21 protein-coding genes are annotated in these 20,408 nt (G+C 63.5%); 10 read left to right on the forward strand and 11 right to left on the reverse strand.

Annotated elements, in window-relative coordinates:
* Nucleotides 1-5 precede the first annotated feature (5 nt).
* Nucleotides 6-197 carry a hypothetical protein gene (locus ACIOTO_RS13455; protein WP_400858604.1) on the forward strand — a complete coding sequence of 64 codons (192 nt, stop codon included), beginning with the start codon at nucleotides 6-8 and terminating at the stop codon, nucleotides 195-197.
* Nucleotides 198-260: 63 nt separating this feature from the next.
* Here ACIOTO_RS13455 and ACIOTO_RS13460 read toward each other — a convergent pair whose 3' ends face one another.
* From ACIOTO_RS13460 to ACIOTO_RS13480, 5 genes are all read right to left on the reverse strand, one after another.
* Nucleotides 261-434, reverse strand: coding sequence for a helix-turn-helix transcriptional regulator (locus ACIOTO_RS13460; RefSeq protein ID WP_400858265.1), 174 nt, complete (start codon nucleotides 432-434; stop codon nucleotides 261-263).
* 32 nt (nucleotides 435-466) lie between these two features.
* A complete protein-coding gene (locus ACIOTO_RS13465) occupies nucleotides 467-706 on the reverse strand; it encodes a hypothetical protein (RefSeq protein ID WP_400858266.1) in 240 nt (79 codons plus the stop codon).
* 129 nt (nucleotides 707-835) lie between these two features.
* Nucleotides 836-1,087, reverse strand: coding sequence for a hypothetical protein (locus ACIOTO_RS13470; RefSeq protein WP_400858268.1), 252 nt, complete (start codon nucleotides 1,085-1,087; stop codon nucleotides 836-838).
* A gap of 274 nt (nucleotides 1,088-1,361) precedes the next feature.
* Nucleotides 1,362-1,862 carry a hypothetical protein gene (locus ACIOTO_RS13475; protein WP_400858269.1) on the reverse strand — a complete coding sequence of 167 codons (501 nt, stop codon included), beginning with the start codon at nucleotides 1,860-1,862 and terminating at the stop codon, nucleotides 1,362-1,364.
* Nucleotides 1,863-1,913: 51 nt separating this feature from the next.
* Nucleotides 1,914-2,882: an IS481 family transposase gene (locus ACIOTO_RS13480; RefSeq protein WP_400858587.1), complete on the reverse strand. Its 969-nt coding sequence runs from the start codon at nucleotides 2,880-2,882 to the stop codon at nucleotides 1,914-1,916.
* A 372-nt stretch (nucleotides 2,883-3,254) separates the two neighbouring features.
* Here ACIOTO_RS13480 and ACIOTO_RS13485 point away from each other — a divergent pair, with 372 nt between their 5' ends.
* Nucleotides 3,255-4,166 carry a hypothetical protein gene (locus tag ACIOTO_RS13485; RefSeq protein WP_400858270.1) on the forward strand — a complete coding sequence of 304 codons (912 nt, stop codon included), beginning with the start codon at nucleotides 3,255-3,257 and terminating at the stop codon, nucleotides 4,164-4,166.
* A gap of 248 nt (nucleotides 4,167-4,414) precedes the next feature.
* Here the strand turns inward: ACIOTO_RS13485 and ACIOTO_RS13490 are convergent, their stop codons facing one another.
* Entirely contained in the window at nucleotides 4,415-4,861 is a 447-nt protein-coding gene (locus tag ACIOTO_RS13490) for a hypothetical protein (RefSeq protein ID WP_400858271.1), read from the reverse strand.
* Nucleotides 4,862-5,116: 255 nt separating this feature from the next.
* Here ACIOTO_RS13490 and ACIOTO_RS13495 point away from each other — a divergent pair, with 255 nt between their 5' ends.
* A complete protein-coding gene (locus ACIOTO_RS13495) occupies nucleotides 5,117-5,851 on the forward strand; it encodes a hypothetical protein (RefSeq protein ID WP_400858272.1) in 735 nt (244 codons plus the stop codon).
* A 450-nt stretch (nucleotides 5,852-6,301) separates the two neighbouring features.
* Here the strand turns inward: ACIOTO_RS13495 and ACIOTO_RS13500 are convergent, their stop codons facing one another.
* A complete protein-coding gene (locus tag ACIOTO_RS13500; protein ID WP_400858273.1) occupies nucleotides 6,302-7,684 on the reverse strand; it encodes a hypothetical protein in 1,383 nt (460 codons plus the stop codon).
* Between the two features lie 181 nt (nucleotides 7,685-7,865).
* On the opposite strand from ACIOTO_RS13500, the gene ACIOTO_RS13505 reads away from it, so the two are divergent.
* On the forward strand, nucleotides 7,866-8,105 hold the full coding sequence (locus ACIOTO_RS13505) for an AAA family ATPase (protein WP_400858274.1): 240 nt from the start codon (nucleotides 7,866-7,868) through the stop codon (nucleotides 8,103-8,105).
* Between the two features lie 210 nt (nucleotides 8,106-8,315).
* Here ACIOTO_RS13505 and ACIOTO_RS13510 read toward each other — a convergent pair whose 3' ends face one another.
* Nucleotides 8,316-9,005: a hypothetical protein gene (locus tag ACIOTO_RS13510; RefSeq protein ID WP_400858275.1), complete on the reverse strand. Its 690-nt coding sequence runs from the start codon at nucleotides 9,003-9,005 to the stop codon at nucleotides 8,316-8,318.
* Between the two features lie 1,117 nt (nucleotides 9,006-10,122).
* Here ACIOTO_RS13510 and ACIOTO_RS13515 point away from each other — a divergent pair.
* Nucleotides 10,123-10,962, forward strand: a complete 840-nt coding sequence (locus tag ACIOTO_RS13515; protein ID WP_400858276.1) for a hypothetical protein — start codon at nucleotides 10,123-10,125, stop codon at nucleotides 10,960-10,962.
* A gap of 152 nt (nucleotides 10,963-11,114) precedes the next feature.
* Here the strand turns inward: ACIOTO_RS13515 and ACIOTO_RS13520 are convergent, their stop codons facing one another.
* Nucleotides 11,115-15,077: a helix-turn-helix domain-containing protein gene (locus ACIOTO_RS13520; RefSeq protein WP_400858277.1), complete on the reverse strand. Its 3,963-nt coding sequence runs from the start codon at nucleotides 15,075-15,077 to the stop codon at nucleotides 11,115-11,117.
* A 535-nt stretch (nucleotides 15,078-15,612) separates the two neighbouring features.
* Here ACIOTO_RS13520 and ACIOTO_RS13525 point away from each other — a divergent pair.
* The 3 genes from ACIOTO_RS13525 to ACIOTO_RS13535 all read left to right on the forward strand — a co-directional run bounded on the left by ACIOTO_RS13525 (nucleotide 15,613) and on the right by ACIOTO_RS13535 (nucleotide 17,576).
* Entirely contained in the window at nucleotides 15,613-16,191 is a 579-nt protein-coding gene (locus ACIOTO_RS13525; RefSeq protein ID WP_400858278.1) for a hypothetical protein, read from the forward strand.
* 132 nt (nucleotides 16,192-16,323) lie between these two features.
* A complete protein-coding gene (locus ACIOTO_RS13530) occupies nucleotides 16,324-16,821 on the forward strand; it encodes a hypothetical protein (RefSeq protein ID WP_400858279.1) in 498 nt (165 codons plus the stop codon).
* Nucleotides 16,818-17,576, forward strand: coding sequence for a pentapeptide repeat-containing protein (locus ACIOTO_RS13535; protein ID WP_400858280.1), 759 nt, complete (start codon nucleotides 16,818-16,820; stop codon nucleotides 17,574-17,576). Before ACIOTO_RS13530 ends, ACIOTO_RS13535 begins: the two co-directional genes overlap by 4 nt.
* Here the strand turns inward: ACIOTO_RS13535 and ACIOTO_RS13540 are convergent.
* Together ACIOTO_RS13540 and ACIOTO_RS13545 are read right to left on the reverse strand one after the other, a co-directional pair.
* Complete coding sequence (locus ACIOTO_RS13540; protein ID WP_400858281.1) at nucleotides 17,573-18,106, reverse strand: hypothetical protein; 534 nt, start codon at nucleotides 18,104-18,106, stop codon at nucleotides 17,573-17,575. The two genes, ACIOTO_RS13535 and ACIOTO_RS13540, sit on opposite strands and share 4 nt — an antisense overlap.
* 37 nt (nucleotides 18,107-18,143) lie before the next feature.
* Complete coding sequence (locus ACIOTO_RS13545) at nucleotides 18,144-18,980, reverse strand: hypothetical protein (protein WP_400858282.1); 837 nt, start codon at nucleotides 18,978-18,980, stop codon at nucleotides 18,144-18,146.
* Between the two features lie 156 nt (nucleotides 18,981-19,136).
* Between ACIOTO_RS13545 and ACIOTO_RS13550 the strand changes: the two genes are divergently transcribed.
* Together ACIOTO_RS13550 and ACIOTO_RS13555 are read left to right on the forward strand one after the other, a co-directional pair.
* The gene (locus tag ACIOTO_RS13550) at nucleotides 19,137-19,823 is read left to right on the forward strand and encodes a hypothetical protein (RefSeq protein WP_400858283.1); all 687 of its coding nucleotides are present in this window, start codon (nucleotides 19,137-19,139) and stop codon (nucleotides 19,821-19,823) included.
* Nucleotides 19,820-20,398, forward strand: coding sequence for a hypothetical protein (locus ACIOTO_RS13555; RefSeq protein ID WP_400858284.1), 579 nt, complete (start codon nucleotides 19,820-19,822; stop codon nucleotides 20,396-20,398). The genes ACIOTO_RS13550 and ACIOTO_RS13555 overlap by 4 nt, the downstream gene beginning before the upstream one ends.
* Nucleotides 20,399-20,408 lie beyond the last annotated feature (10 nt).

The following is a 20,408-nucleotide window of genomic DNA, read 5'->3' on the forward strand; positions in this document are numbered from 1 at the left end:
CGCCCGTGCTGTGCAGGGGCTCGGGGCGGCGTTGGCGGCTCAATGCGCTTGCGCTCATCGCCACGACCTTCGCCGACCGCAAGGGCCGCGACAACGCCCTCTCGCTCTACGGTGCGATGAGCGGCTTCGGGGTCATCCTCGGCCTCCTCCTCGGCGGCGTGCTCGCCGGGACGCTGGGCTGGTGGTGGGTGTTCTGATCAACGTGCCGATCGGTGGTAACCTCCACCCCGATCGGCGGCACCGGCAGCGGTCCGGTCGGTTCAGGCGTGCTCATCGGTGCCGAGGGAGGCGAGCCAGTGCTCGACCTGTTCGAAGCGGTACCGGGTCACCCCACCGATCCGGATGAACGGGGGCCCTTTCATCTCGGCCCGCCACCTCGACAGCGTCGATTCCGACACCCGCAAGGACGCCGCAATTTCGCGGCTATCCCGCAACGGTGAAACGAGGACGTCACCGGTCTATTCGGTCATGACTGCTCGCTCCAATCGATGTTCACGATCTCCCGGATCGTCGCGTCCTGCTCCACAATCCGGGCCTTGACCTGCTCCTCGACGAACGCGAGGAAATCGTCCGTGCGCTTCGCGACGGGGCGCTCGGTGGTGTCGGGTTCTGTCCCGTCTTCGGCTTCGCCTCCGGGCCACACTGTGATGCGGGTGGGGCGGTCGCGGTCCAGGCGTGTGCCGGAGATCGTGACCCAGTCCCGCAATCGTTCGCGGGCGACGCTGAAGTCGTGGTGCCAGGCGAGGGCCTGATTGCCTTTCGCTTGTGGATCGAAGCAGAACAGCCAGTGCTGACGCAGGGCGGACAGCTCCCAGAGGAGCTCGGAGTGGCGATGTCATATCGGCAGCACAACTTGTGCGGGGAGGCCGTAGGCGTGGCGGAGCCAGTCGACCCATCCGTTCAGCTCGAGAAGCTCGTGCTCGAGGCCGGTGGGTGGGAGGGTGCGCCAGTTGATCGGTCGCGCCACCGCGGTGAGCGACTTCGCCAGATTCGCCTGAAACGTTTGCTTCGCGAACTGCTTCGCTTTCTCAGCGACGTCTGCGGGGAGCTCGGTCAGATCAATCCCATCGAAGTCAGGCTCCGACACATAGTTGGATGCCCGGCATGCAATTCCACAGCGAGCTCAACCCGCCGCAAGGTTCTGACCCAACCGCGGGAGGGCTGTTCCTGTTCGTGCGGAATGCGGGAAGTTCCTCTTTACTCCCCGCCGAAGGGCTCAGCGCACTCCCGCACACACCTCACCGCGCACAGATCGCAGGTCCAGCGGACGTCGGAACTCACTGACCAGCGAGATAAACGGGGGGCGCAGACCTGAACGGCCTTGCTATCCGGAAGATCCCGGACGAGATGTTCATCGCCTATCAGCGTCCGCGGGTCAACATGATCCGTGCGCCGGCCATGATCGCCATCTCGAGCACAGGCAGCGACGACTGAAACATCCTCGCCCGACGGGCAGCAGCAGCCTCGTTCGCGATGAACTGCTTGTTTTCGCGACTGCTCTCGACCCGCTTGTCCTGCAATTTCATGAGGTAGTCGAAGAGGAAACGTTCGTGTTCCTCGCTGATGCCATCGCGGTCAAGACGGCCTTTCGCGATGGCCTGCAACTCGCTGAACGAGGCGCTCAACTCCGCCTGATCCTGTGCGTTCGCGGCGAGGGTCGTCTTGAGCGTCTCCTCCGCCGCTTTCATTGCATCGAGCGAGAACTGCAGGAGTCCCGGAATCAACTCGAACAACTCGGCGTGTAGCTCGTCCGACATTTCTGGAATCAAGGCCACGACGTCGGGGTACTTGGATTCCTGGATGCTCTCAACGCTCGACTCACCAACCGTGTCGGCCAGCTCATCACCGCTGCTAATAGCCACGCTACCCCCTCCTCTTCTCGACGTCCGGATTCGCCTCCTAGGTGTACCCGGTCAGGACGTTGGTTGCAGTCGGCTGATCGGGGGTTTGCCTCCGAGGGCTGAGTGGCGTCGTCCAGTGTTGTAGTGCTCGAGCCAGGGGTCAAGGGCTGCGGTGCGATCGTCGTTCGAGGTGAATGGTTGCCGGTAGGCCCACTCGGTCTGCAGGGTCCTGTTGAACCTCTCCACTTTCCCGTTCTGCCAGGGGCAGTGCGGTTTGATGAACTTCTGCCGGATGTCGTGCGTGGCGCAGAGATCGCGTAGCGAGTACCGGTATGCCCAGGCGTTGTCGGTGATCAACCGCTCGATCCTGCGGATGCCGTGCGCGGCGAAGTAGCCGATCGCGCGTTCGAAGAACGCGGCGCATGTCGGCCCCTTCTCATCGGGGAGAACCTCACTGTAGGCGAGGCGGGAGTGGTCATCGACGACGGAATGGACGTAGTCGTAACCGGCGCCCGCGCGCTTGTTCTTCTCGGTCTGTGTTGAGTCTCGGCCGCGTGCTCGCCATCCGCCGCCGTCCGGGATGCGGCCGAGCTTTTTCACGTCCATGTGCACCAGCTCGCCGGGACGTTCGCGTTCGTATCGGACCGCTGTGGTCTTCGACGCGCGGATCCGCTCGCCGGTCATGGGGTCCAGATCGGCAAGCGGAGGCCACCCCGACCTGGCGATGATGCGTGACACCGTCCGCGCCGGCACCCCGGTCCGGGCCGCGACCTCGTCACGCCCTATGCGTTCCTTCTTCCGGATCGCGATCACAGCTGCCGCCTTGGTGTCGGGAGTGCGATTGGCGACGCGATGCGGGCGGGAGGACCGGTCGTGGAGACCGGCCTCGCCCTCGGCGCGGTAGCGGTCCAACCACCGCTTCACGCAGCGTCGAGACACCCCCATCGCCGCAGCGATATGCGCCTGTTTCCACCCCGAACGGGCGCGTTGAACGATGAGCAACCTGCCATGCACGGTCAGGCGGGCGTTACGGTGGGACACGAGAACCTCCGAGTTCGTGAAGACGTCAGATATCTCCACTAAGCCCGGAGGTTCTCCCCTTTCACAAGACCCAAACCACAACCAACCTCATGGCCGGGTACACCTAGACGCGCTGGAGTTCACTGCCTTGCTCACGCTGCACTCCTTCGGGCTGCATCTGAATACACAAACCCCGAACACCACCGCCGTGCTGACCGTCCTCCGTGATCGGTTTAATTTCGGCGTGGACGACGCGCGGCACGACGACCTCCTTGCGGTACCGCCCGGCGACGGGGACGCTGCCTAGTGCTTGCGGGAGCCGGGGCTATCGAACGACCGATTGACTTTTCCCGCCAACGCCACATGCTCTGCGCGAAATGCAGCCACCAGTGGGTGACCGACCTCGACTGGATCGACCGGTGGGACCAAGCCCTCGAGAGTTGTCCAGGATGCGGCGTCAACTGCGAAGCGGAAACCGCGCCACGGGTCACCGTTGACCGAGAAGATCTTTCCTTGACAGACGAGAAGGTCGCACAGCTTGTCTGGTATCACACCAGCACTCACCCGGATTGGCCCACGCACGACTTCGATCCCGCCGGAGAGCTGACCCAAGAGACTCGGCAGAGGATGGGCGGAGACGGTCATGTAGCCCGCTGGGCCGAACGACAGAGAGCAAAGGCGCTGCATGTCGGAACCTACGAAGCAGCAATCCACAACATGCTGCGACGAATCGATGACCAGGGCGACCATAGCACCCAGTTCTACCTCTACCGCGTTCAACTCGTACCCACGATCTCCGTGCGGGAAGGGTGGCTCATCGACCCGAGCAACTTCGTTGGCGACGTCGTTCTCAACGAGGTCTGCCCACCAGGTGTTGACGTCGCTCGCTACCTCAACTACCACGAGGACCCCGGTGCGATCTCGCTAGCGCTTGGCCGAACCGCAATCGGCTCCACTCAACGCGTTGCGATTCCACTGGCCTCCAAGGAGGAGCCTCCCTGGATGGTCGAAGCGATTCGCGAGCTCGACAGCGCAAGTGTGACAACATCCGCTTCGAGTGGCTCTCGTCCGCTCGGAAGACGCCGCGCGCCCTCTCAACGGACCAGCAGAGCGCGTGAACTCACGACATCACTCGCCGAACGGTTACCGGTGAACTTGCGCTGGCATTTCGAGTCTGCCGCTGCCTTCAGTGATGACACGGCGCCCGACGACTGGGCCTTTTACGTCCGTGATGTGATGGACCTCATCCTGCAGCCTGCGCGAATTCTAGAAGCGCTCGACAATGAGCCGGTTCGGCACCTTTGAGTCCGGCACCGGCGGTCTCGATACCCCTCATCCGGTCTGAAGTCGGGGAGCGGCACTCGCGGCAAGTAATGCGACGCGAACGAGCAGAACGTCCCTTCGCATGATCGGTGAACTGAGCGCGCCACCATCTGCGGGAGGAATAGTAAGGCGCGATGGTCGGCCGCCGTGTGGGCTTGAGTTGCAAAGTACGCACTCTTTAAAGGGTCAGGCGCCACCATCGCTGGACGCCTCAGCCCCATTGGGCTATGTCAGGGGCGGCGAACGATGAAGTCGCGGCCCCGGCAGCTGTCGCACTCGCACATCGGCCAACCGAACCTCGTCCAGAAGGACATCGATTCAGATGTGGGGCCAACGTAGATTTCTTCATCATCGAACTCGTGCTCGAACTGTTCGATGATCCGGGTGCCAATGTGGTCGCCGCTGCAGCGCAGGTCTCCGCGTACCTCGAAACTCCAGATCATGAGGGCAGGGGTCAGGTTGGTTGGTAGATGACTGGAGAACCGGCAGGCGAGGAGCAGACGTGCGACCTCTTCGCCCCGCCAAACATAGGAGCGCCATTGGTGTTCGGGTGGGCCGAAGTTCGCATTCCGCCGCCACCATGTCGGATTGAACCCATCGTCATCGGCAAAGGCTGGACCCCTCCCGCCACTCAGGGACTCCATCAGCGGTTCCGTCCATGTGATCTCGTTATGCACGGCTTCAGTCTCCCAGGCGGCCCGCCACCACTCCCTCGACCGGTGACGTGACGTGTGCGCCGAGAATCACCGCCGTATCGTTGCTACATGCGAAACAGATTCCCCGGCCAGACATGCGTGTTCTGCCCGAACCCGAGCTTTGGGGTGGGGGAGCATGTCTGGCCGAGTTGGTTCATCAGCGAGTTCCACGGGCAAGGTCCCTTCACGACGTCTCGTGCGGGCGATCCGTACACGAAGCGCGATAAGGTCACTCCGATGACCTCAGATGCTCTCCTCGGGGTTCACGTCCCGGCGTGCGAGGAGTGCAACGCTGTCTTGGACACGACGATCGAGAAGCCAGCGAAGCCCGTCGTCCGGCGGCTGCTCGCACATCAGAGCTCGCCCGACGAACTCATCCTGACCGACGACGAATGCGGTGCCTTGGCCCGGTGGCTGCTCAAGGTCGGGTCGCTGTCAGCGCATCCCGCTGCCGAGCACGATCATCCAGGAGTTCAGCGCGACCAGGACCTACCGCAGCTCGCGGCCGTTCGAGCGGAGTGGCTCGACTGGATGCGAACCGGAAGCGCACCGCCGACAGGGTTCTCCGTGTTCATCACAAGGAGGGACCTTCGGGGCGAGGACGCAGAGCCCTCGCAAAAGCAGCACATCGTGCTGCCGAGGCTGATCGTGGATGGGAACGACCGCAACTTCATGAGCCGGTCTTTCGGATTCGCCGGCGTGAACACCACCATCGTGTGGCACCCAGGGTGGCCGATCGAGCACGCTCAGGTGGACGCCGGGCGCGCAGCACGCTTATGGCCCGACCCCGATGAGGTCGACTTCGGCGCACTTCCACCGGTGCATCCGAAAGAGCTGGCGTTTTGGGATGGCTCCATCGGCGTCGTGGCCGTGTCCGCCGAGCAACTCGAAAGGCTCGCGGAGCACCCGCTGAGTGTGGACTCTGACCCCGCCGCGGCGTTCTTCGGGAACGTCTACGCACCACACGAGTGAGCACACCGCGCGCAGACACCGACGTACCGAGTCGGAGCGGCCCTGATCTGTGCTGCGCGAGGCGCCTAGAGGCTCGGGAGGATCTCGTTCGAGCGCCGATACAGTGGACGGCTTCAGATCCTCCAGGTGGCCTAACGCCCCAGGTCATTCTCGGTGATAAGAGCCGGCTCGAAGGCAGAGCTCAAGAGCCTAATGCGAGCGGCTTTGCGGCACAGCGAGGTGTGTTCGACGAGGATGATGAGGGCGGACTTGCCGAGGCTGCGCCCGGACCTGTTGCAGGCTGGGTTGCTTGCGAGCACGTCGTCCCCGAGCCCGTACCGCATTCGTTGCCGCCCGCGAAGCGCCACCCGACTCCGCAGCCCCCCGCCGGAGTTTCATGCGGGACGCACGCTGCCGGCTCGCGCTCTTCCGGTCGCCCGTCGGGTGCGGAAGCCGACGTCTAGGCTCTGCTTAGTCCTCGAGCTCGGCGATCAGTTCGTCGAATGTCGTTGGGGTGGTTGGATCTTGATCGGGCGGGGTTGAGTCGAGAAGTGAGTTTAGGTCGGCAACCGTCTCTAGCTGTTCCGACTCTTCCCACCGTGACTTGATAGCGACGATCGCGCTTCGTCCTGAGGCGCTGAGGTCGCCTATCACGCTGACCAGATCGGCGGACTGTGTCGACATCGTTCCGATAAGTCCACGTCGGATTAGTTCGGAGAAGGTCGCACGTGTAAGGCGCTTGACATTGTCGTAGCTGACGCGGAACCCTCCCTGCGGCCCGGTGCGCAACGAACCGTCGTCGAGTGCAAGACGTAGATAGTCGGCGGGCACATAGATTCCCTTGAGAAGTCTCGTGTCCTGGAATCGCGCAGCGTCTCGTCTGACGAACTTGAACCAGTAAGGCGACGTCATCCGCCAGTCGGCGGCGGATTTGACGACCGACGACGGCGTGACCATGAGCCCGAGTTGACGCCGAAGTTCCGCTTCGTTCTTATAGACCCAGTCCTTGACTCCGCCTTGCGGCTGGTCCGCGTCGAGGCGCTTGTACTGGACGAGCGTGAAGATGTTGTGGACTGTGTCCCAGTAAATGAGATCGACCCCGAGAGCCACTTCGAACGGTTTCTTGTTCACGTTGAACACGGTGAGCTCGTAGTCTCTTCCTCGGAACTGTGCCACATGCCCGGCCACGAGGGTGGTGTTGGTGTCCTTCTGAAATCGTCGCAAGTCTTCGGGGATGAGGTCTTCTTCGTTGTCGGCAAGATGTGCGCTCTTGATAACAGAGGCGATCACGTCCTCCGGCGCGAGACCCTGACCCTGACGAGAGAACACGGCTTGATCCAGACCCGGCAGGGCAGCGATCTCCAAGGCGAGGCCGATCGCGTCTCGGGACTCTTGGATTTCCTGTAATCGCTCTCCAGCAGCGGGCTGTGCATCGTCGAGGGATGCAAGCCATTCGCGAACAAGCTCGTCCTTTCGGAGCAATGTTAGGACTGCGTCAGCTGCGGTAGCGGGCAGCTTCGTCGGTCGAAGCTCCAGCGGCCACCCCGCCCGATCGATGCGTCCGCGGATCTTCTTGTCGAGCTGACTGAGAAGATCGTCGACCGGCAACGCATCCATAAGGAGGAGAGGCTCGATTCGGATTCGACGCCGCCCCTGTGCTACCCGCGTGACGGACTTGACTACGCCGAGCGCTTCCACGGCGAGCTCGCGTCTTGAGACGTCGACGATTCCAACGAGGAGGGCGCCAACGGGCGGCGCATAGTCTGCGTTGACGATTTCTGTGACGTAGTCGCGTCCACGTTCGCGACACTCATCGAGCCGGTCATTGGCATCCCATAGGTACACCTTGTTCATCCCGAAGCTCCTTCCGTTCCAATGACGTTACCCGTAGCCCTTCGCGCAGGCGGAAAAGCGAGTCCCGTGCGCCTGCTGGCGGAGCTGAGCCGCCCGGTGCGATCACGGGTCACGAGAAGCGCGGACCGATCGTGATCTTGTGCGAGCGGCCTCGCAACGGGGGCACGCAAAGGGGGTAACGATGCACATCGAATCCGTCACGATCCGCAATTTCTGGTGTTTCGGTTCTGGCAGAACGCGCATAGACCTTGACCCCGCGCTGACCGCGCTCATCGGCAACAACGGGTCGGGGAAGACAGCTGCATGTCAGGCTCTTCAGTGCGTCTTCGGAATCAGCACAGATGAGCGCAGCGTACGGGTGGACGATTTCCATATACCCGCCGATGAGAACGTCGACGCAGCGGTGAGCGATCGCGACTAACGGAGAGCCTCAGTGAGTCCCTCTCCCCGGAAGAGCTCGCACCGCTTATGACGGCAGCTCGAGAGAAAGGCTACTTGCTTCCCGAACTCTGACAGCCCCCTGTTGCACAGCCCGCCAACGATCAGTCCATCAGTCCACCGAACGATCGTTTGGGAAGGGTCCCCTGAGGTAAAGGTAGGTGACATCGCCCCCGAACTGGTGAGGCGAGGTTTATCGACGTTGAAGCTTCCACCGGCGCGTCGCAGCAGTCCACTCCGACCGGGCATCTCTGAGTCTCTGCTCGGGCACCGAGATACCGCTTCGTTCGATCACCCGTAGGCCATGGATGGAAATGCCGGCTGGTGGCCATTGAAGCGGGTGGGGATCCCTCATCATCATCCACTGGCCTGCGACAACTCCGGTTGCCATCGAGATCGCGTTCGTGATCGAGGTCAGGTTTGACCAGTAACTAGCGGCTACCTCAGTCCAGCCCCAGATCTCACGCGGGGTGACGGGACTGTCGCTTTGGCGATAGAAGTGGAGTCGCCCTCCGCCATCACTCGGAGTTCGATGCGCAACCTGATTTCGGAACTCGCGTAGGGCGTTCGTCGTGGCAAACATCCGATCCAGCGCGGCGGAGTTCTCGGTCAACTCAGGTTCTGTGCGAGCGAAGGCTTCCGAGGCGGTGCGGATGATTTTGCGCGAAAGTCCGTCGACACGGCTCCACGAGAAGTACTCCTCCTCCATGCCGGCGGCTCGACGCTCTTCTCGATTGTGCTCGCTCGTGAAGCGCTCTAGAGAGTCCAGGTCTCGGCCGGTGAGAACCTGCTTGCCCTTGCCGTGAAGCATCTCCAGGTACCGCCGGGACTCGTCTTCTGCACTTGAGGTCTCGTATACGAAGTCCCCCAGGATGGCGGCCAAGCGCCTGTTGCTCAGCCCGAGGGGACGGGTTCGTCGGGATCGGGCGTACTGGGCATATGCGTCCATAGATCTCAGCATCCCATCTCACCGCCGAGCAGCTCGTTCAGCGGGCAGATCGCACGGGCGTGGGCATGGGGCTTCGGCACCGGCGTTCGAGTCGTGCGCGGGTCTTAGCGTCCGCGTGCGGGGCGACTTCGCCCTGTGAACGGTCGCTGAGCGGCGTGGACTCGCTGGCTTCGGCTTCCAGCTTGTAACAGGACCTCTGAGGAAGAGTGCTGAGCGCGTCAAATGCCCGTATGCGCCGCCCGATGCTTTGAGCGATGGTCGTGTCCCACGCGCGCGCCGACCGGCGCTTCACCAGCCGAGGCTTCGCGCGGGTGCCCACGGCAGACAAGCTGTCTCCGCTACCAGTGGTACTGAGCTCAGCGTCCTCGATCGCCAGTGGCACACGCTCCGTTCGTTCGACGACGGACCGACCGTCGACACATACGTCGCGGGGCTCTCCGCACTGTTGCGGGCGAAGGCGCACGTGATCCACGAGCGGCTCGACCCGGCCAAGCTGTGCCGCAACGCAGACCGGCTGTGATCCAAGAACTTCGCCGACCCTACCGACTCCTCCTCGTCATGACCCCTGAGGACTCGGCTAGCCGTCTTCGCCCAAGGGATCGCGGCCCCGAGGATCAGCGGCGCCAGGTGACGGGGTCACCGTCCGTGGAGAGGCTCGGGCCGGCAGATGCGCCCTGGTGCCCAGGTCTCCCCTCGGCCTGCAGGCCGCCAACGCCGCCACGCACCTCAATGGGATAAGAGGACACCTCCATAAACCCCGCGTATACCCCAGACGACTACGAGTCGGGACCTGGCCGGGACCTGACACATGCAAACCATGCAAGCCAGGACGTGAAATGAGGCCATTAGAGGGGCAGAGGGGCCCGGAAAATCAAGGATCTGAGCTCATCCGTCTACCTGGGGGTCAAGGGGTCGCAGGTTCAAATCCTGTCAGCCCGACCACATAGAGGCCCGGAAACTCGTAAGAGTCTCCGGGCCTTCTGTATGTCTGCGAAACGCCAAGGGCTCCAAAAGGGCCCCAGTTACCAATCGCCTCTGCCACGATGAGCGCATGCACATGTTCATGGTTGACGAGACGAACCGTGACTACGTTGAGGGCCACTTCTTCATCGTGGGCGGCTTGGTGTTTACTCCCGAGCACGCTCTCGCGGTTGATCGCGCGGTATCGGCCCGCAGAGCAGAGTTTGGATATCGCCCTGGGGACAACTTCAAGTTCAACACCAATGAGCGACCCGCATACGTGACGCCTGATCAGCACCGCGAAGTCAAGCGACTGGTCATCGCCGACCTCAAGGAGATTGGCGTGCGGATGATCGTGTCAGTAGTTCTACACGACTTGTGTCGTGACCAGCCGTACGACACGAGGATGGACTGGGGACTCAACACCCTTGCGGGGGCCTACCGCAAACTGCTGGTGGCTGACCGGGCACACGGGATCATGCTGATCGATCGCGACAACGATCGCTTCGACCATCTCGAGTACCTTTTCCAGCATGGTCTGCGGATGTTCTCGGGAGACCACATCCGAGTACACGACAGGATCAAGCTGTTTGGCATGACCAACGACAACGCGTCGAACCTCAGCTCGGCGGCGGATATCGCACTCGGGGCGTTTCGGTACTGCGTTAATACCGCCGTTGGAGCGGGGCGGGAGCCTGTCGCCCGCGTCATGTTCCCGGACCTGGCAGAGGTGATGTGGGGCGTGCCGGTTGTCGGGGAACAGACGGATAAGCAGATCGCTGGTTACGGGTATCACGCCCGCCCGAAGACCCAGAACATTACGGTCCCATGGCACAAGGAACGCTACTTCAGCCTCGCTGCGGCGCTCACCAAGTATTCACTCGACCTCATCGGCCAGCCGCAGGGAGAAACTGAGCCTGGGCAGGTGTAGCGCCCGCAGCCGAGATTTGCTGAGAGCGCAACCTGGTGGGCGATCGATCAGTTGAGCAGCCCTGCGGGATACTTCCGGCGTGGATCGAGTGCTGTGAGAATGGATCGCGGATGCCTCCCCACGATCCATCGTCGTGGAGGGGTAGAGGAGCATTACCCGTCGTCGCCCATCCGTTCAGCTTCTGCGTCGTTTCGGCGGGCTTCATGCTGATAGCTATCCGCGATGCCCCGCAGGATGCGAGCCGTGCGTGGCCACCCTGTGGCGATCTTGCTAGCCATCTCCCGGTACTGCTGTTCGAGTACACGTTCCTGATCGCCGCCATCGAACATGCCACGCGAAGTCACACCACGTTGATTGGTCTTGCCGATGTGCAAGCCTGTATCGATCCGTGCATTGCCTACGTTTTCGATGACTTCCCGAACGGCTTCGGCTGGCCAAACCCCGTCTGACCCAACAGGGCTCGAGGCAAGTACCTGCCCGATCTGCTCGTCGCCGATCGATGCTCGCCCACTATCCGCGAGGGCAAGGCGGGCGGCGCGTACCCATTCCGTGAGGTGGTCAGCGTCGATATTGCCGTCGTCCGCGAGTCCGGGGAGCGTGCGCCATTTGCGGAGCACCGAGAAGGATAGGTGCGCGAATGCCTGCTGCTGTGGTGTGGGCGTTCGTTTGGGCTCCCCTTCCGCGCGGAAGATGGCGCTCACCATGTTGACGAAGTCAGTGGGATCCTTGCTCAGCGCCCGATACAGGGCGCCCGAAGGCTCATGGTCGTGGACAAGCTCAAAGAACATGAACTCGTAGCCTGGGAGCTCGTCGTCGTCGGGCACCCGTTGTTCCATGTATTCCAGAAGTTTGCCGACGTAGTAGCCGCTCATCGTCGTGTCCTGGGGCGGCTCCGCTCCTCGACGTAATGCGTCGAACACCTCCTTGACGAGACTGATCTCCGGTTCCTGATGCTCATGCAGCATGATGCTCAGAAGTGCCATCGCCTCCCAGGGGCGACCATGTTGAACGAACCGCCGAACGCCCTCCGCCCGATCGTCAGAGGCCGCAGCGAAGGGCTGAGCTCGCTTCCAGTAGGCCTCTTCGAGTCCTTCACCCAGCGAGGACACCTCAGTCCAGTACTGGCGGGAAAGGGGCACTGCCGCCATCAGAATCTCTCGTGCTTTGGGCTCCTGAAGCGCCGGGCTTGCGAAGGCTTCCTTCAGCCACTCCATCCCGACTTCGTGGATCTTCACGCTCACGTAGTTCAACGCTGCTTGATTCAAGTTGGGCTCCGATGAACTCAGCCACCCGAGAATCTCTTGATCTCGCGCGTTGGCCGTGCCTGCGAGCAGCCGTCCCACGACATGGGGTGTCTTGACATCGATGGTGAGCGAGCGCAGTGCGTCTGAGCCGAGCACAAGTACGTGGTCGAGCGCCTCGCGTTGAAGCCGCGCGAGTTCGATGTCGTATCCTTCGTCGCCCAGCTTGAGATTGGGTACGTGAGCCCGCCAGTCGAAGAGACTGGAGAACCGGCGCCCATCTTGGGTGGGGGCGAGGGCGTCGGCAAGTTCGCGGAACGTGACCACGTCCTCAGCGGGCATAGCCCACTCGGCGTCGGAGTACTCCTCGTGCCGATCTGCCTCGCTGCTCAGCGTTTCCCAAACCTCATACATGTCGTCGGGCGACCAGTCTTGAGCGCCGACGACCTCGCGGAGCTTGGCTAGGACTGCGACCCGTTCCTGAGGCGGCAGTTCATCGATCTGCGGAACAAGCTCTTTCCAGCGTGCTGCGTCGGTCCCAGCAGCGGCGGTGACGAGGATCACGAGCTCATGAACGAAATGCCCCCAGTCCGCATAGGTGACCGATGGCCGGATGGGAGACCAGTCGCGATACGTCGGAGCGTGCGGCTGGAAAGCAACTGCGTGACTCTCAGGCCAGACGCCGAGGGCAAGCTTCCAGCCGACATCAGGTTCGCGCTGCATGAGGCGCGCGATCACGGCGAGTTTGTCGTCGACGCTCGCGCCGCTCTGAGGCAACCAGCCCGCGGCGACATTCTGCAGGCTCTCGATCGGACGATTGCTTAGCCGACCACCGGGATCCAGCGCGGACAGCCTTCCGAGAAGCGCTGCCGACCGACCGAAATAGGTCGGCGACCAGCACAGCGTCTCGAGTGCCCACAGCAAGTTGGGGTGTGGCGACGATGGTCCGAAAAGAGTGTCCGCGCCGCTGTCTTGGAACATCGTGCGAAGAATCGGGTCGGCGCGGTCCAAGTCGAGTTCAACCGCATCCTGAAATACCTCCGGGGCGGCTTCCGCCAAGCTGGGCAGAACACTGGCCAGCCGAGCCCAGGTCGTTCCTGTGTCGTCGGCGTTTGCAGCTTGAAGTAGATCGTGGACGAGCCGGCTGACCCGCCCCTGCATGGCTAGGTCAGCGGGAAGCTCGACGTCGCTCGCGGTGGCGAGCGCTAGTCCGTCCGCCACGCCTTTCCTGAGCGTCTCTGAATGGGTCGGGTTGGTGCCTTGGGTGCTCGCGGTCAGACGAGCGACGGCATCCATGCCCTGGTAGGGGTCCGGTGTCAACAGGACATCTGCGACAACCTCGGCCCACCTCGCTAGTTCACCATCAGTGAGCGTCGGTAGGAGAAGAAGAGCGGCCTCTGCCGGCGAGGTCACACGCCAGGTGCCGCCCGAACGGACGAACGGTGCATCCGCACGGCCGGCGAGACTCTTCAGAAGGCGATCGATACTATCGCGTGATCGCCCGGTCAGTCTCTCGATCACTGCGAGGTCGCCTTCAGCGTTCGTCCACGAACCAACCAGAACGAGCGGGGCGAGGATAGCGGCTTGATCGGCATCAGTGACCCACTTTGGGGCTCGGAAGCGTGGCTCGCGCGCGATCGAGCGAACGAGCGCGGGTACACTGCGACGCGCGAGGGCCACCATCGCCTCGGCCTTGTTCGAGTCGGACACGACGGCCTTAAGCGCCTCGCGAGCGGCTGCGCGGTCTACCTTGCGGAGCTCAATCTTCTTGGCGTTTCGAATGATGTCGCCAGGCTGGGCGATCAAGATCACCCGATGTCCGTTGTCGACGGCGGCCGCGAGGTCGGGCGCATCGGAAAACAACGGAACGAGAATCAGAGGAGACCGCGATTCGGTCAGCCGCTGCCAGGCGGTGCTGTCGGTGACAACAATGGCCCGGTGCAGAAGGTCGTTCTGCGCAGCCAAGGCGGCGAACGTGAAGGCAAGGGCCTCATCGCGCCATGGCGCTTGAATGGCCAAGATCGCATCGCCGGATCCTGCAGCAGTAAGGGTTGCACGCAACTCGTCGGCCTCAGCGGCGCGTCCAGCTGCGAAGAAGTCAGCCGGGAGCGCCACCGTCGTGCGACCCTGAAAAGCCTGCCACCACCGTTCGATGGTCTGTGCGTCTCGAGGTCGGTAGCCTAATCGCTCCGAAATCCAACGATGTACGGACGGCGATTCTTGGAGCCAACTCTCCAGAGTGTGCGCATCGATGGCCTTCACGTCAGAGAACTTCTTCTCGGCGGCGCGATCGGAAGCCCACGCGCTACCGCCAGCCCAGTTCCTCGGCGTGGCGAAGACAAAGACTGAACTCGCGTCAGCGGGGAGCGCGAGCACCCGCTTGTCGTAGTCGCGCTGGGCCTTTCCTTTCGGGTTGGCGTCCGTGCCGAACTCGAAGCGCAACTCGCCGACTGGAAGGTACGCACTACCTGCAGACGTGGCGGTGCCGTCCCAACCAGAGGCAGCCGCACCCTCGTGGGCACGGACTTGCAGATTGCTGATCCCGGGGGTCACCGCGAGAAGACGACGCATCAGCTCGGGAAAGGCGGTCTTCGCATCATCGCGGGCAGCCCAGGTGTTCAGTTCGTTAGCGGTGATGAGCTCAGGCCCGTCCGTGCGGAGCGCGGGTGCGACCGACGAAGCGCTCGAGCCACGTTCCTTCTGAAGGCGCAGTACTTCTTCTCTGGCAAAGCGATGCTGCTTCGAACCAGGCACACGAGCCGATACGAGGGTGCCCGCCGTCACCCAGTTCCTGACCGTGTTCTCGTGTACTCCAAGAAGCTTCGCGGTTTCGCGAACGTTCAGGAACGGCTTGAGCTCATCTGCACTGTTCATGACACATGTGTAGCAAATTGTGGACTTTGTGTACATGACTTGTTTTCCAGGAAGCCAAACCTCCGACGCTTCCCCAAGGTGACGCGGAAGTCGTCTGCGCGGGTCGCAACCGCATGAATCGCGAGCGAGCGCCTCCGTTTCCGTGAGTTCAACGGGAGGCGTATCCTGTGCCAGATCTGCCGGAAGAAACGTGCTTCTGGAGTCTGCTCAGTCGAGAACAGAGCGCTCGGGACCCCAAAATAAACCCCACGCAAACCCCTTCCGAATATGCGAGAACCTGCAAAGAGTCGGGACCTGCCCGGGACCTGATTCATGCAAACCAGGCAATCCATGATGTGAAATAAGGTCTTTCGAGGGGCAGAGAAGCCCGGAAAATCAAGGATCGGGGCTGAACCGTCTACCTGGGGTCCTGAGGTCGCAGGTTCAAATCCTGTCAGCCCGACCACATGAGGCTCGGAATCACGCGGAAGTCGCGAGATTCCGGGCCTCTGTCGTATCCGTCGCCGCGCGCCGAGGTGCCCCATAGGCTGGGCGCATGCCTGCGTTCTTGTTCCCCGCGTTGCCGGATCGCGGGGATGAGGCGCGGTTGGGTGGCGCTCCGCCATCGGCGATCGAGACGCATCCGCTTCTGGAGACGCATCGGTATCTGCTGACTCTCGCCGCGGGCTGCGCGTCGTGGACGGGCGGCCGTGAGGTGTCGGTGGTGCTGCGTGCCGGCTTCGGCATCGAAGACGAGGATGTCGTCTATCCGAACATGGCGGTGCGGGCGATCGTCCATGACCCCTCGCCGCGTGGCGGACGGGACGACCTGGGCTGGCCGGGGCTGCGTGCGACAGCGCTCATCCAACGCCCGGACGCCGCGTCCACGCCGGCTCTCGTGCGGATCGATGACGAACCCGTCTTGATCCAGAGCGAGCCGGCATTCGCTGATGCCGTGCGCGCCGACGGGCATCGCTTCCTCTTTCAGATCGATGAGGACGGGTGGCCCGTGGAGGGCGAGCTCGAAGACGTTATCGCGGAGTACCTGTGGGGATATGGCTCGGTGTACTTCTACGGCACACCGGGCGCGGACGGGATCGTGCGCGACGTCGTCGCAGGCTTCCTCGACTTCTAGCCGAACGCGACAACAGCGCTGGCAGCTCGCAGCCCTCGAACCGCTGTCGATAAACTGCCCCGGTGAGCACCGTCGAATATGAGCTCGTGACGCCGGGCGGCGCCACCGAACCGATCCCGGTGGGGCCGCACGATGACTGATTCCTCCGGAATCGACGACGTACCGAATGGGCGGCTCACGTTCCGCACCGTGTGGGGTGGTCCCTCGCCGCAGGCGGGCTTCATCGAAGAGATGGCGCGGATCAAGCAGCGCCTGCGCACGGCGGAATTCTCGTACCGTCTCGACCTCTTCCTGACGGTCGGAGGCGAGATCACGCCGGTGCCCGGGCCGTCCGGGTTGCGAACACCGCGGGTGTTCCTATCGCGACGCACTGCCACGGGAGAGATCCGGATCAGCAACGACGACGTCAGCGCCGCCGCTGCTCCCGTCGCCTTCCTGCGGCAGACGATCCACCAGGCGATCGCCGACCTCATGAGTCGCATCGCTGCCCGTGACCCTGCCTTCGACGCGGCCGCGGAGCGAGCGAAGATCGCCTTCCACATCGAAGACGAGGCCACCGTCGACGCTCAGGCCGTTCCCGCTGCGGAGACGCCTGCTGCCGAGAGGATGCGCGAGAGGATGAGCCGGTGAAAGCGCCTGGCGACGCCGAGCTGACACGCCGGTGGACACCAGAGCGGCTGGCTGCGCTGCAGGAGCAGATCCTGGAGCAGGCGCGCATCCTGAAGGGCCCTCATCGGTTCGACACCGACTGGCCGGCGACGGACGAGGGACTGCTTGATCTCCGCGGCGTGAAATCGGGGCGCGAAGGTCTGCAGTTCCGGTACGTCACTTTGTCCCGCGTTGATTTCCGCCGTGCGCGCGGCCGCCTGATGTTCTTCGAGTCCGAGCTCTCCGACTGCCTGTTCGATTCGGTGTCGTTGACCGGGCAGCCCCGTTTCGACCGCAGCTTCGTGCGATGCAGCTTCCGCGGAGCTTCACTGAAGGGACTGGCGATCGGCACGCAGATCACCGAGTGCGACTTCTCGGGCGCGAACCTGCGCACGGTGAGATCGTTGCCGAACACTCGATTCGAACGCTGCATCTTCGACGGAGCCGACCTCAGCGGAGCCGACTTCTCGGATGCCACCTTCACGGACTGCACGTTCGTCGATGCCACGTTCTCCGCAGGCACGAGCTTCACCCGGTGCACATTTCTGAACACGTCCGTCGCGTTCGGTCTCGCGCGCGTGACACACTCCCATCGTGAGGGCGAGCCGTTGCCGGACCGATGGGACGGCGAGGAGCACGCCGACGCCGCGCGTGAAGCGTACGCGCAGCGTTATGCGCGCGCCGCGGCGGCGGGACGTGCCGACGATCTGCCCTTGGACCCGGAGGTCGAGAGCTAGCGGCCCGGCGTCGTGTCAGTCACGCTGCTGGCATCGAACAGCAGCCTCTCGATGACGTCGTTCCGTGCTGCCGGCCGCGCGATGATGTACCTCAGCAGATCCTCGAACCGAGAGAACACGACGACCGCTTGTTCGAAGTCCGGCTCCGCTCCGTGGACGACTGCTCCGTCGTCGCGCACTGCCAGGTACTCGTATCCGTCGCGGACGGACAGCAGGATGGGTATGTGGCGCTCCCAGAAACGGGCGACCGCGACCAACTCATCATCCGTTGTCGCCGCCTGGATGCTCAGCTGTTCGAACTCGTTCCACGCGAAGGCATCCTCCGCGCCGGTCGAATAGTCGTGGCGGGACAAGAACCACACGGTCTCGTCTGCGTTCGACAACTGCGAGAACGAGGACACCCAGCGGATCACCGTGTCGGGTGCCGTTCGCAGCGCGGAGAGAACCCCGTCTTCCGTGGACAGCGGCGGCTCACACGTCCACCCGGCTTCCTGCAGGCATCCGGTGGCACGTCGGAAGAGTTCCGTCATGCTTCCAGGCTACCGAGCAGTCTCTTCAGGCAGACGGTCACGTGGTCGCGCCCGTGTTGGCCCATTCCAGTGTCGACAGCTTCGCCTCGATCGTCGCGAGGCCGATGTTCCCGCATCCGACCAGGGTAAGCCGGCGCAGTCGGGGGAGGTCGTTGACGGCGGCGATGCCGGTGACCTTCTTGCAGTACTGGATGTTGACGATCTCGAGTCGCTGGAGGGCAGCCAGCTCCGAGATGTCACCGAGAGCGGTGAGATTCTTCAGCCGCAACGACTCCAACTGGGGGAGCACCCTGATCCCGGTGAGGCTCGTCAGCGTGCGTCCACCGATCAGCCCGAGCCGGCGAAGCCCGACCGGTTCGACGAGGCGGAAGATCCCCTCGTCCGTGGGCACGTTCAACAGGTTCAATTCCTCCAGCGGCAGTTCGAGCGCCTGCCGCACATTGTTCAGAGATCTCTGCGGGTAGAGGGAGAGGGCCTGGAGCCGGGGGAAGTGCTCGTTCTTGAAGCGGAAGGGTTCGCCGACGTAGAGGGTCTTCAGGTTCGGCACCACGACATCCGGCCACACCAGGGTCCGATCGCCGATGTGCACCGAGAGGTCTTCCAGACTCTCGGGGAGATCGCCCTGCCGCAGTTCGGTGACGATGGTGGGGAGGACCCGCCCCGGGCCGATGCTGAGGGCTTTCAAATTCGTCATCGCCGAGATGATCTCCGGGAGACGGTCGATCGGTCCGTCCAGCGGAGACCACAGGTGCACATCGGTGATGCGCGACAGCTGCTCGGCGTCGTAGGGCTGGTCATAGAAGACGAGGTCCCTGTCCGGCACGTCGAACTGGTCCTGGTGTGCACTGTGCAGCACCATGGTCCGCTTGCTCATGATGTCCTCATCCATTGATCCGTGAGTCCGCGGGCTGTCGTCCCCGCCGCACAACTCAGATTAGTTGTGCGAGCTGTCGTCGCTCCTGCCGTGCCGGGCCGGTCCCGCTCGCACCGCACGCTTCGCGCGCGTCCTGGTCGTCGGGATAATGGAGCGGTGACGTTGACTCAGGAGGTCGTGACCTACGACGGTTTGCCGGCCTCGGCGGGAGGCGCGCATTCGCTTCGCACCAAGAATCCGCGCACTGCCCACGAGAGCGTGCAGGCTTTCCTCGACGCCGCCGTGGTGACCATCGGTGCGCCGGAGATGTCCTTCCAGCTCTGGGCCGGAGGGCCGCCCGACATCGCAGGCCGGTTCGAAGCGTTCGCGGCCGCGCACCTCGGTGGGCCGCAGAACCGGCAGCGTACACACACCCAGTGGCGGGTTCGCTCCGATGACGTCGATGCCACGCTCGACGCCCTGAGCGGTGCGGGCTCGGGAGCGGTGACCGCCCATGGGCATCCGCTGGCCTCGCTGGTCTGGAACGCGCAGGTGGCTCTCGTCGACCCCGCGACAGGCGCGCCGTACGAAGGGATCGATGCCGACGCGTTCGGTGGGTTCGCGGTGGACGGCTACGGGCGTCTCCTCGGCGCGTCCGGGGCGCGTGCCACGTTCGGCACGACAGCCTCCTCCCTCTCGCTCTGGCTCGCGTTCCCCGCCGACGGCCGGTTGCACGATGCTGCCGCTCACGTGCAGAAGCAGCTGCCCTTCCGCCTGTCGGCGAAGCACTGGCGCCGCTGGCGTGCCTCGAAAGATGGGCAGTCGTACCGAGCGACCAAGCTCACGTCGCCGCTGGTGTCATGAGCACACCGTCGAAGCTCCACCGGCTCTGCGTCTTCCTGACACCCGCGGATGAAGAACAGTTCAGCGATGCGGTGCGAACCAGCCTTCCCGCGGTGCGGTTCGTCGACGCCACTCAACAACCCGAGACGCACACCCCGGCGTTTCGCTCCTCACTGAGCGAGTGCGCGGGCCCTCACATCACCCTCGTGGACACGAGCATCATCTCCGAGAGCATCTTCCATCGTGACAATGTGGTGCGTCACCCCTCCGGTCGGGGGTGGGTGTACGCGATCGTCGGCGCCGGCCTCGCGAGCCTCGTGCGGTCGCGCTCCGACGATGACGGTCTGCGCAACGGCGAGTTGCGGGCATCCGTGCCGGAAGATGACAGCCGCACGGCCGAGTACGTCCGTGAACTGATGCGTGTGGCGCGCACCGGTGGGAGGGGCGTGTTCGCGGTCGACCCGATGACGAAGAGCGTGGCGCCTCGCGCGGAGAGGAACTTCGTCGCCTGGCCGGATGCCGCATCCCGTTTCGGGGCGAAGGATGCGCCGTCACTCACGAACGGCCCCACGGCCTGGTTCACGGTCGAGCGCTGACGAGCCGACC

It is taken from the genome of Microbacterium sp. NPDC087592, assembly GCF_044743585.1.
Lineage (GTDB): Bacteria > Actinomycetota > Actinomycetes > Actinomycetales > Microbacteriaceae > Microbacterium.